This window comes from Bradyrhizobium sp. SSBR45G (genome assembly GCF_030159255.1).
Lineage (GTDB): Bacteria > Pseudomonadota > Alphaproteobacteria > Rhizobiales > Xanthobacteraceae > Bradyrhizobium.
Map to the genome: position 1 here is coordinate 163,630 of NZ_BSCT01000005.1, position 15,933 is coordinate 179,562.

Below are 15,933 nucleotides of genomic sequence, written 5' to 3' on the forward strand. Positions count from 1 at the left end.
TATTCGCGCCGAAAAGCACTAAGTCCTGAATCAGGATTTCAATTTTTCGACAAGCGTCTTGCCGAGCCGTGCCGGCGACGGAGACACTGTAATACCAGCTGCTTCCATCGCGGCCGTCTTCGAGCCGGCATCACCCTTGCCGCCCGAGATGATCGCACCGGCATGGCCCATGCGGCGGCCGGGAGGGGCCGTGACACCGGCGATGAATCCCACCATCGGTTTCTTGCGGCCACGCTTGGCTTCGTCCTTGATGAACTGGGCCGCGTCCTCCTCGGCCGAGCCGCCGATCTCGCCGATCATGATGATCGAGGTGGTCTTGGGGTCCGCCAGGAACATCTCGAGCATGTCGATGAACTCGGTGCCCTTGACCGGGTCGCCGCCGATGCCGACCGCGGTGGTCTGGCCGAGGCCTTCCGAGGTGGTCTGGAACACCGCTTCATAGGTCAGCGTGCCGGAGCGCGACACGATGCCGACCGAGCCGGGCTTGAAGATGTTGGCCGGCATGATGCCGATCTTGCACTCGCCGGCGGTCATGACGCCCGGGCAGTTCGGCCCGATCAGGCGCGACTTGGAGCCCTGCAGCGAGCGCTTCACCCGGACCATGTCGAGCACCGGGATACCCTCGGTGATGCAGACGATCAGCGGGACCTCGGCGTCGATCGCTTCGCAGATCGCGTCGGCTGCGCCCGGCGGCGGCACGTAGATCACCGAGGCGTCGGCCCCGGTGGCCTCGCGGGCCTCCTTGACGGTGTCGAACACCGGCAGGCCGAGATGGGTCGAGCCGCCTTTGCCCGGCGAGGTGCCGCCGACCATCTTGGTGCCGTAGGCGATCGCCGCCTCGGAGTGGAAGGTGCCATTCTTGCCGGTGAAGCCCTGGCAGATGACCTTGGTATTCTTGTCGATGAGGATGGACATCGTGCTTTCTCTAAAAGCGTTGCGGTGAGGACGAAGCGAGCGCCAGAAGCGGCGCTCAGCCTCCCTTGACGGCCTTGACGATCTTCTGCGCGGCGTCGTCGAGATTGTCGGCGGGCAGCACGTTCAGACCGGACTCGCTGATGATCTTCTTGCCGAGATCGACATTGGTGCCTTCGAGGCGCACCACCAGCGGCACCTTCAGGCCCACTTCCTTGACCGCGGCCACCACGCCCTCGGCGATGACATCGCACTTCATGATGCCGCCGAAGATGTTGACCAGGATGCCCTTCACGTTCGGGTCGGCGGTGATGATCTTGAACGCCGCCGCGACCTTCTCCTTGCTGGCGCCGCCGCCGACGTCGAGGAAGTTGGCGGGCTCCATGCCGTAGAGCTTGATGATGTCCATCGTCGCCATGGCGAGGCCGGCGCCATTGACCATGCAGCCGATGGTGCCGTCGAGCGCGACGTAGTTGAGGTCGTACTTCGAGGCCTCGATCTCCTTGGCGTCCTCCTCGGTCTCGTCACGCAGCGCGACGACCTCGGGGTGCTTGAACAGCGCGTTGGAGTCGAACGACACCTTGGCGTCGAGCACCCGGAGCTGGCCCTGCTTGGTCACCACCAGCGGGTTGATCTCGAGCATCGCCATGTCCTTGGCGACGAAGGCGGTGTAGAGCTGGCTGGTCAGCTTCTCGGCCTGCTTGGCGAGATCGCCCGACAGCTTCAGCGCCTTGGCGACGGCTCGGCCGTGATGGCCCATGACGCCGGTGGCCGGATCGACCGAGAAGGTGATGATCTTCTCAGGCGTGCTGTGGGCGACGTCCTCGATGTTCACGCCGCCTTCGGTCGACACCACGAAGGCAACCTTCGAGGTCTCGCGATCGACCAGCAGCGACAGATAGAATTCCTTCTCGATATCAGAGCCGTCCTCGATATAGAGGCGGTTGACCTGCTTGCCGTCGGGACCGGTCTGGATGGTCACCAGGGTCGCGCCGAGCATCTGCTTGGCGAACTCGTTGACCTCCGCGATCGACTTGGCGAGGCGGACGCCGCCCTTGTCGCCGGCCGAGGCCTCCTTGAACTTGCCCTTGCCACGGCCGCCGGCGTGGATCTGGCTCTTCACGACCCAGACCGGGCCGCCGAGCGTCTTCGCCGCGGCATCCGCGTCCTCCGGACGGAGCACCGGCACGCCCTTGGAAATCGGCACGCCGAACTCGTGCAGCAGTGCCTTGGCCTGATATTCGTGAATGTTCATAAGCGCTTGCTCCCCGAACCCGCGATGGGGTGACGACCAGAATTGTTGTTAGGATGTCTGGTATACCATATACCAAACATCCTGCAACTCGATATGGGCGAGATTACGCCCCGTGAATGAACCCTGCTCAGCGGCCGAGCAGGTCGGGCGCGATCTTCTTGCAGGCGTCGACCAGGCCCTGCACGGCGCCGACCGACTTGTCGAACGCCTCGCGGTCCTTGCCGGCCAGCTCGATCTCGACGATGCGCTCGACGCCCTTGGAGCCGATCACCACGGGCACGCCGACATACATGTCCTTCACGCCGAACTCGCCGTTGAGATAGGCCGCGCAGGGCAGCACGCGCTTCTTGTCGCGCAGATAGCTCTCGGCCATCGCGATCGCCGAGGCGGCCGGAGCGTAGTAGGCCGAACCGGTCTTGAGCAGGTTGACGATCTCGGCGCCGCCGTTGCGGGTGCGGTCGACGATCTCGTCGATCCGGGCCTGCGAGGTCCAGCCCATCTTGACGAGGTCGGGCAGCGGAATGCCGGCGACGGTCGAGTACTTGGTCAGCGGCACCATGGTGTCGCCGTGACCGCCGAGCACGAAGGCGGTGACGTCCTCGACCGAGACGTTGAACTCATCAGCCAGGAAGTAGCGGAAGCGGGCGGAGTCGAGCACGCCGGCCATGCCGACGACCTTCTTCGCCGGGAGGCCGGAGGCCTTCTGCAGCGCCCAGACCATCGCGTCGAGCGGGTTGGTGATGCAGATGACGAAGGCGTCGGGGGCGTACTTCTTGATGCCGGCGCCGACCTGCTCCATGACCTTGAGGTTGATCGAGAGGAGATCGTCGCGGCTCATGCCCGGCTTGCGCGGCACGCCGGCGGTGACGATGCACACCTTGGCGTTGTCGAGCGCTTCGTAGGAGTTCGCGCCGGTGTAGTGCGCATCGAAGCCGTCGACCGGCGAGGACTGAGCGATGTCGAGCGCCTTGCCCTGCGGAACGCCTTCGGCAATGTCGAACATCACGACGTCGCCGAGCTCCTTGAGACCGACGAGGTGAGCCAGCGTTCCGCCGATCTGACCGGAGCCAATCAAAGCAATCTTGTCGCGCGCCATGGCAAATTTTCCTTTGAACCCGAAGGAGTGAGGGAGGTGAAAAGTCGACTGGGTGGTTATCCCTTTCGCCCGGGCCGTTCAAGTCACGCTATGGCCAATTGACAGGCGTGCCTTGATTTCGATCAGCTCCGGGCGGGGTGTGCTGACAATCCTTTCAGCATGATTGACGTGGCGTTTTCGCGGCTGTGTGCCCGGCGGCGGGCGCTGCCCGGACCACCCGGCAAACGCTGTCCTCGTCAGGTTTCGACCAACCCCGTAGAAGTCCCACTCGCGGCGGAGTCCTTCCGTCCGTGCGGCAGGGCCAGATAGGACTCCGAGCCCATCTCGATCAGCCGCGACGACGTCCGCTTGAACTCCATCGCCTCGATGCCCTCGGCCGCGATGTAGAGCGAGATCGGGTCGGCCTCGGCGGAGGCGATCAGCTTGACGGCATTGTCGTAGAGCGTGTCGATCAAGGTGATGAAGCGCTTGGCGGCGTTGCGCTCGGCGAGATCCATCACCGGAACGTGGTCGATCAGGATCGTATGATAGTCGTGCGCCAGCCGCAGATAGTCCGACGCCGCGAGCGGCTTCTCACACAGGTCGGCAAAGCCGAAACGCGCGACACCATTGGCCGAGCATGGCACATGCAGGACGCGCCCCTTGATCGTGATGTCCCGCGACCGGCACCTGGCATTGCCCGTGAGCTGGCCCCAGGCCTTGTCGAGCGCGGCGCGCGCATCGACGTCGGGCGGCACCAGCCACGTCTTGACGCCGGCGAGCTTCTCCAGCCGGAAATCAGTCCGCGCATCGAGCCTGACAACATCCATGTGGTCGGCGATCTGCTTGATGAAGGGCAGGAACAGCGCGCGATTGAGGCCGCCTTTGTAGAGATCCTCAGGCGCGACGTTGGAGGTCGCCACGACCACCGTGCCGAGCTCGAACAGCTTGGCGAACAGGCGGCCCAGGATCATCGCATCGGCGATGTCGGTGACGTGGAATTCGTCGAAGCAGAGCAGCCAGGCCTGGTCGAAGATCGCCTGCGCGGTCAGCCCGATCACGTCGCCATCGGCGAGCTCGCCCCGCGCGATGTTCTGGCGGTAGCCGTAGATGCGCTCATGCACCTCGGCCATGAATTCGTGGAAATGCGCGCGGCGCTTGTGCTCGACCGGACAGGCCTGAAAGAACAGGTCCATCAGCATGGTCTTGCCGCGGCCGACCTCGCCATGGACATAGAGGCCGCGCGGCGGCTCGCTCTTGTCGGAAAAGAGGCGGCCGAACAACCCCTGCTTGCGTGCGGGCTTGTAGGTGGCGAGGCGCCGCTCCATCGCCGCCAGGGCGTCGGCGACCTCGGCCTGGGCGGGGTCGGCCTCGATCGCACCGGTGTCGACGAGAGACTGATATTGCGCGCGGAACGCGTCTGAGGGAGTGGACAACATGAGCCCACTCTAGGTCACGAGACTTACGGAAAATGCAATCCGCAAATGGTGGAAGCCGCCATGCAGCGGAGCCGTGAGGTCTTGGTATATGGCACGCAAACGCCGCGACGCTCGTTAGTCCCGGGCTAACGACGTTCGCCTGAGCTGCGCCCAGCGCTCCTCATTCCGGACAAAGGTCGTAGGCGTCCTCGACGACGTAAGGGCCGCCGCCGGTCGAGGCACGCGCCGAGAACAGCACGAAGCGCTCGGCGACGAAGACCCGGCTCGGGAAATAGCCGCGGACCGACAGATAGTCGGCGACGTCCTGGCTCGAGGCATCGTGCAGCCGCGCCAGCGTGACATGCGGGACGAATTTGCGCCCCTCGGGATCGAGGCCGATCCGCTGCATCAGCCGCTCCAGCTCGGCCTGCAGCTCGATCAGCGGCCGGCTCGGCGCGATGTTGGCGACGACGGCCCGCGGCTTGCGGCCGCCGAAGCTCGACAGTCCCTGCACCGTCACTTCGAACGGCTTGCGGTTCACCCGCCACAGCATCGAGGCGATCTCGTTGGCCGAGGCGCCGTCGATGTCACCGATGAAACGCAACGTGACATGGTAGTTTTCGGGATCGATCCAACGGGCGCCGGGGAGGCCCCCCCGCAAACCGGAAAGCGTCTGGCCGACCTCGGCCGGGATTTCCAGTCCAGTAAACAGACGCGGCATCGTTTCAGGACTCCGATGCTGGAGGCTGATCTCGAAAGGTGACGAGATCATGCCTTGACGAGAATGATCGACGACGAATCGCCAATGCATAATTCCTACCGAATTTATATGACTCCGCGACGGAAGGTGCGTTAACGCCGGTAAAACCTGCGGAAAACCCGGTCCTTAAGGTTATCGAAAGTCGATCCGGCGCGGCTTCGTTCCGTCATTGCCCACGAAGCGGACGCAGGAATGCTTCTGCCGTAGGCAACAGCCTGGACACGATGATGTCGACGCCTGCGGCGGTGGGGTGAATGCCGTCGGCCTGGTTCAGCTTCGGGTCGGCGGCGACGCCGTCGAGGAAGAACGGATAGAGCGGCACGCCGAACTCCCGGGCAAGATCGGGGTAGATCGCATTGAACTTCACGGCGTAGTCGCTGCCGTAGTTCGGCGGCGCCAGCATACCGCACAGCATGACGGCGATGCCGCGCGCCTTCAGCCGGGTCACGATCTCCGTCAACGCCTTGCGCGTGACGGCGGGGTCGATGCCGCGCAGCGCATCATTGGCGCCGAGCTCGACGATCACCGCTTCGGTGCCATCCGCCACCGACCAGTCGAGCCGGTCGCGGCCGCCGGAGGAGGTGTCGCCGGACACGCCGGCATTGGTCAGGTCGATCAGCAGCCCCTTGGCCTGCAATGCTTTTTGCAGCTTGGCCGGAAACGAATCCGAGGCCGACAGGCCGAGACCTGCGCTCAAGGAGTCGCCGAGCACGACAAGCTTGATCGGCTTGGCCGCGTCCGCGCCCGCGAACACCGGAGAAGCTGTCATCAAAGCGAGCATCAACACGAGTATGTGCACGAAGATGCGTCCGCGCCTCTCGACCCGGCTTGCGGAGTTGCCATATGACCGAGCCATGGACAGTCTCATCGAAACCTCGCGTCTGGCCGGCACAGCGCCGGACACCATTACCATTTCCAACGTCAACCTCTCGCTCGGCACCGGCGCAGCGCGGGTCCATATCCTCAAGGACATCAGCCTGCGGGTGGGACAGGGCGAGACGATCGGCCTGATCGGCCCCTCGGGATCGGGGAAGTCCACGCTGCTGATGGTGATGGCGGGGTTGGAACGTCCTGACAGCGGTGAGGTGGTGGTCAATGGGACCGCTTTCAATGCCCTGGACGAGGACGCCCTGGCCCGGTTCCGCGGCCGCCAGGTCGGCATCGTCTTCCAGTCATTCCATCTGATCCCGACCATGACCGCGCTCGAAAACGTCGCGGTGCCGCTCGAGCTGGCCGGCCACGCCGGCGCCGCCGAGCGCGCCGCCCGCGAGCTCGACTCGGTCGGCCTCGGCCACCGGCTGCATCATTATCCGACCCAGCTGTCGGGCGGCGAGCAGCAGCGCGTGGCGCTGGCGCGCGCGCTGGCCCCGGACCCTGCCATCCTGGTCGCCGACGAGCCGACCGGCAATCTCGACGAGACCACCGGGCGGCAGATCGTCGACCTGCTGTTCACCAAGCACGCCGAGCGCGGCATGACGCTGGTGCTGGTGACCCACGACAGCAGCCTCGCGCACCGCTGCGATCGCGTCGTCCGGCTGCGCTCGGGGCGGATCGAAAGCGAGAGCGCCGCACGCGAGCCGGCTGACGCATGAGCGCCATGTCGGAGCCGGTCGCGGGCGGCCGAATGGCCTTCCTGCCCGTTCGCTACGCCTTGCGTGAGCTGCGCGGCGGCTTGCGCGGCTTCTATGTCTTCATCGCCTGCATCGCGCTCGGCGTTCTCGCCATCGCCGGTGTCGGCTCGGTCGCGGCGAGCCTGAATGACGGCCTCGTCCGCGAGGGCCGGACGCTGCTCGGCGGCGACGTCGCGTTCTCGCTGTTTCAGCGCGAGGCCAAGCCGGAGGAGATCGACTTCCTGCGCTCGCGCGGGCAGCTGTCGCTGGCGGCAACCTTGCGGGCGATGGTGCGCTCCGGCGACGCCAAGCTGGCGCTGGTCGAGCTCAAGGCGGTCGATAACGCCTATCCTTTGCTGGGGAAGGCCGAGCTGCAGCCAGACCTGCCGATGGCCGACATCCTGGCCGAGCGCGATGGCGCCTATGGGGCCGCCGCCGATCCGGCGCTGCTGGCGCGGCTGGACCTCAAGATCGGCGACACCGTCAGCATCGACACGATCCGCTTCCAGATCCGGAGCGCCTTGCAGGCCGAGCCGGACAAGCTGTCCGGCGGCATTGGCCTCGGGCCGCGCTTCCTGATCAGCGAGGCCGGCCTGCGCGCCACGCCGCTGCTGCAGCCCGGCAGCCTGGTGCGCTGGACCTACCGGGTCCGACTGCCTGACAACGCCACCGACGACCGTGCCGCCGCGTCCTTCATCGCCGACACCCGTCTGACACTGCCATCGGCAGGCTGGGAGATCCGCAGCCGCAGCAATGCCTCGCCGCAGCTGGAGCGGACCATCGGCCGCTTCACGCAATTTCTGACGCTGGTCGGTCTCGCCGCATTGCTGGTCGGCGGCGTCGGCGTCGCCAATGCGGTCAAGAGCCATGTCGACCGCCGCACCGAGGTGATCGCCGCGTTCAAGGCGCTTGGCGCCACCAGCCGCGACGTGTTCGGCATCTACCTCGTGCAGGTGATGGTGCTCGCCACGATCGGTTCGATCATCGGACTCTGCGCCGGCGCCGCCCTGCCCTTCATCATCGTCGGGCTGTTCGGCAAGATCCTGCCGCTGCCGGTGGTGGCAGCTGTCCATCCGGACGAACTGGCGCTCTCGTTCATCTACGGCCTGCTCACCGCACTGGCGTTCGGTCTGTGGCCGCTGGGTCGGGTGCGTGACGTGCCCGTCGCGGCGCTGTTCCGGGAGGCCGTGATCGCCGAATGGCACCGGCCGCGCTGGAGCTATCTGGCGCTGATATCAGGCACCGTGGCGCTGCTGATCGCGGTCGTGATCGGCCTGTCTTACGACAAGAAGATCGCGGCGGTGTTCGTGGCGGCGGCGGCGCTGGTATTCGTGCTGCTGCGTGGCATCGCCGCCGTCGTGATGGCGATTGCCCGCAGCCTGCCGCGCAGCCGCTTCCCGATGCTGCGGCTGGCGGTCAGCAACATCTACCGCCCGGGCGCGCTGACGCCCTCTGTGGTGCTCTCACTCGGACTGGGGCTCGCCGTCCTGGTGACGATCACCCAGATCGACGGCAATCTGCGGCGCCAGTTCCTGGCGCAACTGCCTGAGCAGGCGCCGTCATTCTTCTTCATCGACGTCCCCTCGGGCGAAGCGGACCGCTTCCGGGACTTCCTCAAGGGCCTGGCCCCGCAATCGACGGTCGATGATGTTCCGATGCTGCGCGGGCGCATCGTCTCCGCCCGCGGCGTCAAGGCCGAAGACCTGAAGGCGACGGCGGACACCGAATGGGTGCTGCAGAGCGATCGCGGCCTGACCTACACCAGCGAGATCCCGAAGGGCTCTAAGGTCGTCGAGGGCGAGTGGTGGGGCGAGACTTACAGTGGCCCGCCGCTGGTCTCGATCGAGAAGCGCATCGCGGACGGGCTGGGGCTCAAGCTCGGCGACGATATCGTCGTCAACGTGCTCGGACGCGACATCGCGGCGCGGATCGGCAACATGCGCACGATCGACTGGCAGGGGCTGGGGATCAATTTCGTGCTGGTGTTCTCTCCGAATGCGTTCAAGGGAGCGCCACATACCCATGTCGCCACCCTGACCGAGGCGCGCTCCGATGCCGCGGAGGACGCCCGCGTCATCCGCAAGGTGGCCGATGCGTTCCCGATGGTGACCAGCGTGCGCGTCCGCGAGGTGATGGAGACGGTCGGATCGGTCGTCGCCAACCTGGCGCTCGCGATCCGCGGCGCCAGTGCGGTGACACTCATCTCCGCCATCCTGGTGCTGGGCGGCGCGCTGGCCGCCGGCCACCGCCACCGGGTCTATGACGCCGTGATCCTGAAGACGCTTGGCGCCACGCGGCTCCGGCTGCTCGGGGCGTACGCGCTCGAATATCTCATGATCGGCTTTGCCACCGCCGCGTTCGGCGTCATTGCGGGCTCGGTGGCCGCGTGGTTGATCGTGACCCGGCTGATGACCCTGAGCTTCGCCTGGCAGGCCGGCAGTGCTGCGCTGGTCGTGCTGGCTGCGCTGATCGTGACGGTTGGCCTGGGTCTGGCCGGCACGCTGCTCGCGCTCAACCAGAAGCCGGCAACGGTTCTTCGGAACCTGTAGCCGTGAGCGGCTTGCGCGCTCATGCCGCACGGTTAACGGGATTTACACCGCGCAGACGCGCGCGGAGCGACATTCAGCCGCGCGTGGAAGCTTGCAGCGGATATGCTAGTTTCCCATCTAGGGAATGGGCTCAGAGAGCTGCCAAAGAGACTCGCCAAAAGATGGCGAATTTGCCGATGACGCAAATTTAATATCCGTGGCAGTGGGTATGAGATAGGGTTTTTCGAGAACCGGTCTAAGGTCCCTCACGGACCGCAGCGCCGGGCAACCAACGGGAATCGACCATGTCGGACCTAGACCGCAACTATGCTTCACCCTTTGGCCGGGTGGCCGGGCGCGCCGATGCCGCGACCGTCGACGCCGGTCTGCGCGCCTACATGCTGCGCATCTACAATTACATGAGCATCGGCCTGGCCATCACCGGCCTCGCGGCTCTCGGCGTCTACATGGCGTCGGTGACCGGCGATCCGGCGGCCGGCGTCTTCAAGTTCGGCGCCAATACCTACCTGACGCAGTTCGGCTACGCGATGTTCGTGAGCCCGCTGAAGTGGCTGTTCATCCTGGCCCCGCTGGCGATGGTGTTCGCCATCTCGGCCGGCATCAACCGGCTGGCACCGTCGACGTCCCAGATCCTGTTCTGGGTGTTCTCGGCGCTGATGGGCATCTCGCTGTCGTCGATCTTCCTGGTGTACACCCATACCTCCATCGTGCGGGTGTTCTTCATCACCGCGGCGACGTTCGGTGCGCTCAGCCTGTACGGCTACACGACCAAGCGTGACATGACCGGCATGGGCTCGTTCCTGTTCATGGGCCTGATCGGCATCATCCTGGCGAGCCTCGTGAACCTGTTCCTGGCGAGCTCGATGCTGCAGTTCATCGTCTCGGTGGTCGGCGTGTTCGTGTTCGCGGGCCTCACCGCCTGGGATACGCAGCGCCTGAAGAACGAGTACATCTACGGCTACGCCTCTGCCGGCGGCGACATCGCCGAGCGCGCGGCGATCACCGGCGCCCTGTCGCTGTACCTGAACTTCATCAACCTGTTCACGCTGCTGCTGCAGCTGCTCGGACAGCGCGACTGATCCAACCGCTCTCGCGAGTGACCTTCAAAGCCCCGGCCTCACCGCCGGGGCTTTTCGTTTGCCTCCGTTTCGGATGAATCAGCGGCAGCTTCGCCTGGTAAGGGCAGCCATGCCCCGGCGAGGTTGATCAGTCGGTCCGCCCTGGTATTGTTCCACCCATGTCCAGCATTGACATCCGTCCGACGGCCGAGGCCGACCTCCCCGCGATCACCGCCATTTATGGCCAGGCCGTCCGCGAGGGTACGGCGACGTTCGAGCTCGATCCGCCTGATCTGGCCGAGATGACGCGCCGCTTCCGGGTGCTCACCGAAGGCGGCTTTCCCTATCTCGTCGCCGTCCTGGACGGTCGGGTCGCAGGCTATGCTTATGCCGGCGCCTACCGGCCGCGGCCGGCCTACCGCTTCACCGTCGAGAACTCGGTGTACCTCGATCCGTCCAGCCACCGGCGCGGCATCGGCAGCCTTCTGATGGAGCGGTTGATCACCGACTGCGAGGCCCGGGGCTTCCGGCAGATGATCGCGGTCATCGGCGACTCCGCCAATGCCGCGTCGATCGCGCTGCACCGCAAATGCGGTTTCGCGCTGATCGGCACCCATCCGAATGTCGGGCTGAAGTTCGGCCGCTGGCTCGATACCGTGATGATGCAGCGGCCGCTCGGCGCCGGCGGCACCGCCGTGCCGGCGGCGTAAGCTTCCAGAGATCTCGCCGCGGCGCGGATCTCGTTCCCACAAGATGGAGAGTCCGGGTTCGCGCAGGCACGCCCCGGACGACCGACGGGCGACGCTAGACGAGAGCCGGCTTCGGCGCGATCACCAGCAGCACCCGCTCCAGCTCGTGGCCGCGGCGCAGGATCAGGCCGGTCGCCGAGATCACGCTGTACATGCCCTGCTTGCGCGCGAGCCGCGGATCCTTCTCGATGCGGTAGATCGGCACCTCGGAGGCCCGGCGAAACACCGAGAACACGGCCCGGTCGCGCAGGAAATCGATGGAGTAGTCGCGCCACTCGCCGTCGGCGACCATGCGGCCGTAGAGATTGAGGATACGGTTGAGCTCGAGTCGATCGAACGTCAGCCGGTGAGGCGATGCGGCAGCGTTGCGCGCCGCCGCGCGGTTCTCGCTAGGGTCGGCATCCTCCGGCGTGACGTTCATGTGCGTCCTCCTGTCATCTGTGTGACATGATCGCGCCATCCGCCGACAGCTGCAAGGGGCCGTTTTCACTCTTGAAGTTCGGCCGAACAAACAACCGGGCCGGGTTCCGTGAACACGCAACCGTCACGGGATCGTTAGCAGAATCATAATCGCGCCGTCTTTCTGCCCAGCGACCGCCCCCGACGTTAGGCATAAGATTCGTGTGCGTTGGCCCGGTCCTTTCGGTTCCGGATTCCTCAGCCCCCAGCCCCCCGGGGTCGTCAGGATCGGGTCTATTCACAAGTAAGGCAAAGGGCCAACGCAAGTTGGTCCTTTTGCTTTTTTGGCGTCAGCTGCGCGATGAGGTGGTGGCGTGCATCCGTCGTCCGCCAGGACGTTCCAGGCTTTCCGCAGGCAGCACGAAGGATGAGCCGAGCGGGCTCTCAGCGCTCGGGAGCGCGGGCCGTCGCGGAAGCTCGGCCGACCAAGGGCAGATCGGAAAGGGCCGCACCGAGCATCAGCCCGGGCCGGTCGCGGCTGCCATCCTGGACATAGACGACGGCACCATCGACGCCCTCACGGGCGATCTTGTCTAACGGCACGCTCCAGCTGGCCGGCGACCCGTTCCAGTCACCCAGCTTCTGCAGGCTGCGCACGACATTGTAATAGGTCAGCTCGCGGCCACCGTTCTCGCCACGGGCGACCGAGATCGGGACCACCCGCGAGATCGAGCAGACCCAGACCTCGCCATGCCTGCGCAACGCATGCTCGGTCGCTGCGGCCACCGATACCGTCAGCACCTCAGCATCGACCGACAGGCTCACCGGCACCGACATCACGGCACCGCCCTGGGCGGTCTCCTCGATGGCGCCCTCGATCGCTTCGCGATCGCTGCCGATCACATGGACCGAGCCGTTCACCACCGCCTGCGGGGTATAGACCTCACGGTCGCCGCGCGCCCTGGAATAGGCGCGCTGCCGCGCGGTGAAGCGGGAGTCGGCGAGCGTGTCCTTCCAGCCGAGATAGTCCCAGTAGTCGATCGGCAGGGAAAGGGCGATGACGGAGGGATCGCGGGCGAGGTCGCCGAGCACCTTGTCGGCGGGCGGACAAGACGAGCATCCTTGCGACGTGAACAGTTCGATCACCGCACGGGGATCAGACGCGGCCGGCCGGACGAAAGCAATGACCGCACAGACACCCAGCGCCGCGCGCGACCACCACGACATCTGTCCACTCATCGTCACTGTCCTGTCTGGAACACTGTGTCCGCTACGCCCTGCCGCGTCAATGAATCTGCGAAACCGCCTTCGTAGTTAAGAGACTGCAAACGCAAAGGAGGCGGCCTTTGTCTTAGGCCGCCTCCTTCATCACCCGCTACTCACTTCAGAGTGAGCCAAACTGTCGCATCGCGCTTTGGTTAAGCGGCGAGCTTTCGCAGCACGTAGTGCAGGATGCCGCCGTTGCGGTAGTAGTCGAGCTCGTCGAGCGTATCGATCCGGCAGAGCAGCGGCACCTGCTGCGCCGCACCGTCAGCCGAGACGATCTCGGCGGTCAGGGTCTGGCGCGGCTTGAGGTCGCCCTGCAGGCCCTTGATGGTGACCTTCTCGTCGCCCTTGAGCCCAAGCGAGGACCACGACGTGCCTTCCTGGAAGGTGAGCGGAAGCACACCCATGCCGACCAGGTTGGAGCGGTGAATGCGCTCGAAGCTCTGGCAGACCACGGCGCGGACGCCCAGCAGCCTGGTGCCTTTGGCCGCCCAGTCGCGCGACGAGCCGTTGCCGTATTCGGCGCCGGCGAACACCACCAGCGGCACGCCCTCTTCCTGGTACTTCATCGCAGCGTCGTAGATCGCCATCTGCTCGCCATCGGGCCAGTGCCTGGTCAGGCCGCCCTCGGGAATGTTGCCGTCGGCGCCCTTGAGCATGAAGTTCTTGATGCGGATGTTGGCGAAGGTGCCGCGCATCATGATCTCGTGATTGCCGCGGCGGGTGCCGTACTGGTTGAAGTCGGCCGGGCGGACCTGGTGCTCGCTGAGGAACTTGCCTGCCGGCGAGGTCAGCTTGATCGAGCCGGCCGGAGAGATGTGGTCGGTGGTGATCTTGTCGCCGAACAGCGCCAGGATGCGGGCGTCGACCACGTCCTTGATCGGCTCCGGCTCCTTCTTCATGCCTTCGAAATAGGGCGGGTTCTGCACGTAGGTCGACGACATGTTCCAGCGATAGGTCTCGCTCTCGACCGTCTTGATCTTGCGCCAGTTGGTGTCGCCCTTGAACACGTCGGCGTAGCGCTTCTTGAAGATCGACGCCTTGACGAACTTCTTGACGAAGTCATTGACCTCCTTCGTCGTCGGCCAGATGTCCTTCAGGTAGACCGGCTTCTTGTCCTTGCCGATCCCGATCGGCTCGACCGAAAGATCCTTGGTCACGGTGCCCGCCAGCGCGTAGGCGACGACCAGCGGCGGCGAGGCGAGGTAGTTGGCCTGCACGTCCGGCGAGACGCGGCCCTCGAAGTTGCGATTGCCCGACAGCACGGCCGCCGCGACGACGCCATTGTCATTGATCGACTTCGAGATCTCCTCCGGCAGCGGACCGGAATTGCCGATGCAGGTGGTGCAGCCGAAGCCGACGAGGTTGAAGCCGACCTTGTCGAGGTCCTTCTGCAGGCCGGAGTTCGCGAGGTATTCGGCGACCACCTGGCTGCCCGGCGCGAGCGAGGTCTTCACCCACGGCTTGGCCTTGAGGCCCTTGGCGGCTGCGTTGCGGGCCAAGAGGCCGGCGCCGATCAGCACGCTCGGATTGGAGGTGTTGGTGCAGGACGTGATGGCGGCGATGACCACGTCGCCATGGCCGATGTCGAAATCCTTGCCCTCGACCGCGAAGCGCTGCTCGGCGGCATCGGGCTTCTTGTATTCACCGGCCAGCGCGGTCGCGAAGCCTTCGGCCACGGCCGGGAGCGCGATGCGGCCCTCGGGACGCTTCGGACCGGCCATCGACGGCACGACGTCGGCGAGTTCAAGCGTCAGCGTCTGCGTGAACACCGGATCGGGCGACTTGGCGGTGCGGAACAGGCCCTGCGCCTTGGCATAGGCCTCGACCAGCGCGACGCGCGGCGACTTGCGGCCGGAGGTCTTGAGATAGTCGATGGTCGCGGCGTCGACCGGAAAGAAGCCGCAGGTCGCGCCATACTCAGGAGCCATGTTGGCGATGGTCGATTTGTCGGCGACCGAGAGATGGTCGAGGCCGGGGCCGAAGAATTCGACGAACTTGCCGACCACCCCGAGCTTGCGCAGCATCTGGGTGACGGTGAGCACGAGGTCGGTCGCGGTGACACCTTCCTTCAGCGCCCCGGTCAGCTTGAAGCCGACGACATCAGGCAGCAGCATCGACAGCGGCTGGCCGAGCATGCAGGCCTCGGCCTCGATGCCGCCGACGCCCCAGCCGAGCACGGCGAGACCGTTGACCATGGTGGTGTGCGAGTCGGTGCCGACCAGCGAATCCGGATAGGCGACCTCGAAGGTACCCTTGGTGCGGCCGATCGTCATCTTCTCCTTCTTGGTCCAGACCGTCTGCGCCAGATATTCGAGGTTGACCTGGTGACAGATGCCGGTGCCGGGCGGCACGACCGAGAAGTTGGTGAAGGCCTTCTGGCCCCACTTCAGGAACTCGTAGCGTTCCTGGTTCTGCTTGTACTCCTCGGCGACGTTCTTGCCGAACGCCTTGTTGTCGCCGAAGAAGTTCACGATCACCGAGTGGTCGATCACGAGATCGACGGGCACCAGCGGATTGATCTTCTCGGCATCGCCGCCGAGCTTCTGCATCGCATTACGCATCGCGGCGAGATCGACCACCGCCGGCACGCCGGTGAAGTCCTGCATCAGCACGCGCGCCGGGCGGAAGGCGATCTCATGCTCCAGCGACTTCTTGCGCAGCCATTTCGACACCGCGATGATGTCGTCCTTGGTGACGGTGCGGCCGTCCTCGTTGCGCAGCAGGTTCTCGAGCAGCACCTTCATCGAATAGGGCAGCTTGGAGATGTCCTTGAGACCGTTCTTCTCGGCTGCGGGCAAGCTGTAGTAGATGTAGGACTTGGTACCGACCTTGAGGGTCTTGCGGCTCTTGAAGCTGTCGAGCGAGGTCATGCGTGGAAA

At 65.4% G+C, this 15,933-nt stretch carries 13 protein-coding genes; 4 read left to right on the top strand and 9 right to left on the bottom strand.

The features are described 5' to 3' along the window. Positions 1 to 30: 30 nt before the first annotated feature. The 6 genes from sucD to QQL87_RS08860 all read right to left on the bottom strand — a co-directional run bounded on the left by sucD (position 31) and on the right by QQL87_RS08860 (position 6,219). Positions 31 to 915, bottom strand: coding sequence for a succinate--CoA ligase subunit alpha (sucD, locus tag QQL87_RS08835; protein ID WP_172184319.1), 885 nt, complete (start codon positions 913 to 915; stop codon positions 31 to 33). A gap of 55 nt (positions 916 to 970) precedes the next feature. Next, entirely contained in the window at positions 971 to 2,167 is a 1,197-nt protein-coding gene (sucC, locus tag QQL87_RS08840; protein WP_284417044.1) for an ADP-forming succinate--CoA ligase subunit beta, read from the bottom strand. Positions 2,168 to 2,294: 127 nt separating this feature from the next. After that, positions 2,295 to 3,263 (bottom strand): malate dehydrogenase, encoded by a 969-nt coding sequence (gene mdh, locus QQL87_RS08845; RefSeq protein WP_172112917.1) that lies wholly within the window; start codon positions 3,261 to 3,263, stop codon positions 2,295 to 2,297. 236 nt (positions 3,264 to 3,499) lie between these two features. Then, entirely contained in the window at positions 3,500 to 4,681 is a 1,182-nt protein-coding gene (zapE, locus tag QQL87_RS08850; RefSeq protein ID WP_284417047.1) for a cell division protein ZapE, read from the bottom strand. A gap of 160 nt (positions 4,682 to 4,841) precedes the next feature. Next, positions 4,842 to 5,381 (bottom strand): RNA 2',3'-cyclic phosphodiesterase, encoded by a 540-nt coding sequence (gene thpR / locus QQL87_RS08855; protein WP_284417048.1) that lies wholly within the window; start codon positions 5,379 to 5,381, stop codon positions 4,842 to 4,844. A gap of 205 nt (positions 5,382 to 5,586) precedes the next feature. Continuing rightward, a complete protein-coding gene (locus QQL87_RS08860; protein WP_284417230.1) occupies positions 5,587 to 6,219 on the bottom strand; it encodes an arylesterase in 633 nt (210 codons plus the stop codon). 55 nt (positions 6,220 to 6,274) lie between these two features. On the opposite strand from QQL87_RS08860, the gene QQL87_RS08865 reads away from it, so the two are divergent. The 4 genes from QQL87_RS08865 to QQL87_RS08880 all read left to right on the top strand — a co-directional run bounded on the left by QQL87_RS08865 (position 6,275) and on the right by QQL87_RS08880 (position 11,347). Continuing rightward, the gene (locus QQL87_RS08865; protein ID WP_284417049.1) at positions 6,275 to 7,012 is read left to right on the top strand and encodes an ABC transporter ATP-binding protein; all 738 of its coding nucleotides are present in this window, start codon (positions 6,275 to 6,277) and stop codon (positions 7,010 to 7,012) included. After that, complete coding sequence (locus QQL87_RS08870) at positions 7,009 to 9,579, top strand: ABC transporter permease (RefSeq protein ID WP_284417050.1); 2,571 nt, start codon at positions 7,009 to 7,011, stop codon at positions 9,577 to 9,579. Before QQL87_RS08865 ends, QQL87_RS08870 begins: the two co-directional genes overlap by 4 nt. Positions 9,580 to 9,863: 284 nt before the next feature. Beyond that, on the top strand, positions 9,864 to 10,658 hold the full coding sequence (locus tag QQL87_RS08875; protein WP_284417051.1) for a Bax inhibitor-1/YccA family protein: 795 nt from the start codon (positions 9,864 to 9,866) through the stop codon (positions 10,656 to 10,658). A 158-nt stretch (positions 10,659 to 10,816) separates the two neighbouring features. After that, the gene (locus QQL87_RS08880; protein WP_284417052.1) at positions 10,817 to 11,347 is read left to right on the top strand and encodes a GNAT family N-acetyltransferase; all 531 of its coding nucleotides are present in this window, start codon (positions 10,817 to 10,819) and stop codon (positions 11,345 to 11,347) included. 94 nt (positions 11,348 to 11,441) lie between these two features. On the opposite strand, the gene QQL87_RS08885 is transcribed toward QQL87_RS08880, so the two are convergent. From QQL87_RS08885 to acnA, 3 genes are all read right to left on the bottom strand, one after another. Next, positions 11,442 to 11,807, bottom strand: coding sequence for a DUF2794 domain-containing protein (locus tag QQL87_RS08885; RefSeq protein ID WP_284417053.1), 366 nt, complete (start codon positions 11,805 to 11,807; stop codon positions 11,442 to 11,444). Positions 11,808 to 12,229: 422 nt separating this feature from the next. Continuing rightward, positions 12,230 to 13,012, bottom strand: a complete 783-nt coding sequence (locus tag QQL87_RS08890) for a DUF1223 domain-containing protein (protein ID WP_284417231.1) — start codon at positions 13,010 to 13,012, stop codon at positions 12,230 to 12,232. A gap of 191 nt (positions 13,013 to 13,203) precedes the next feature. Continuing rightward, complete coding sequence (gene acnA / locus QQL87_RS08895) at positions 13,204 to 15,924, bottom strand: aconitate hydratase AcnA (protein WP_284417054.1); 2,721 nt, start codon at positions 15,922 to 15,924, stop codon at positions 13,204 to 13,206. Between the last annotated feature and the right edge of the window lie 9 nt (positions 15,925 to 15,933).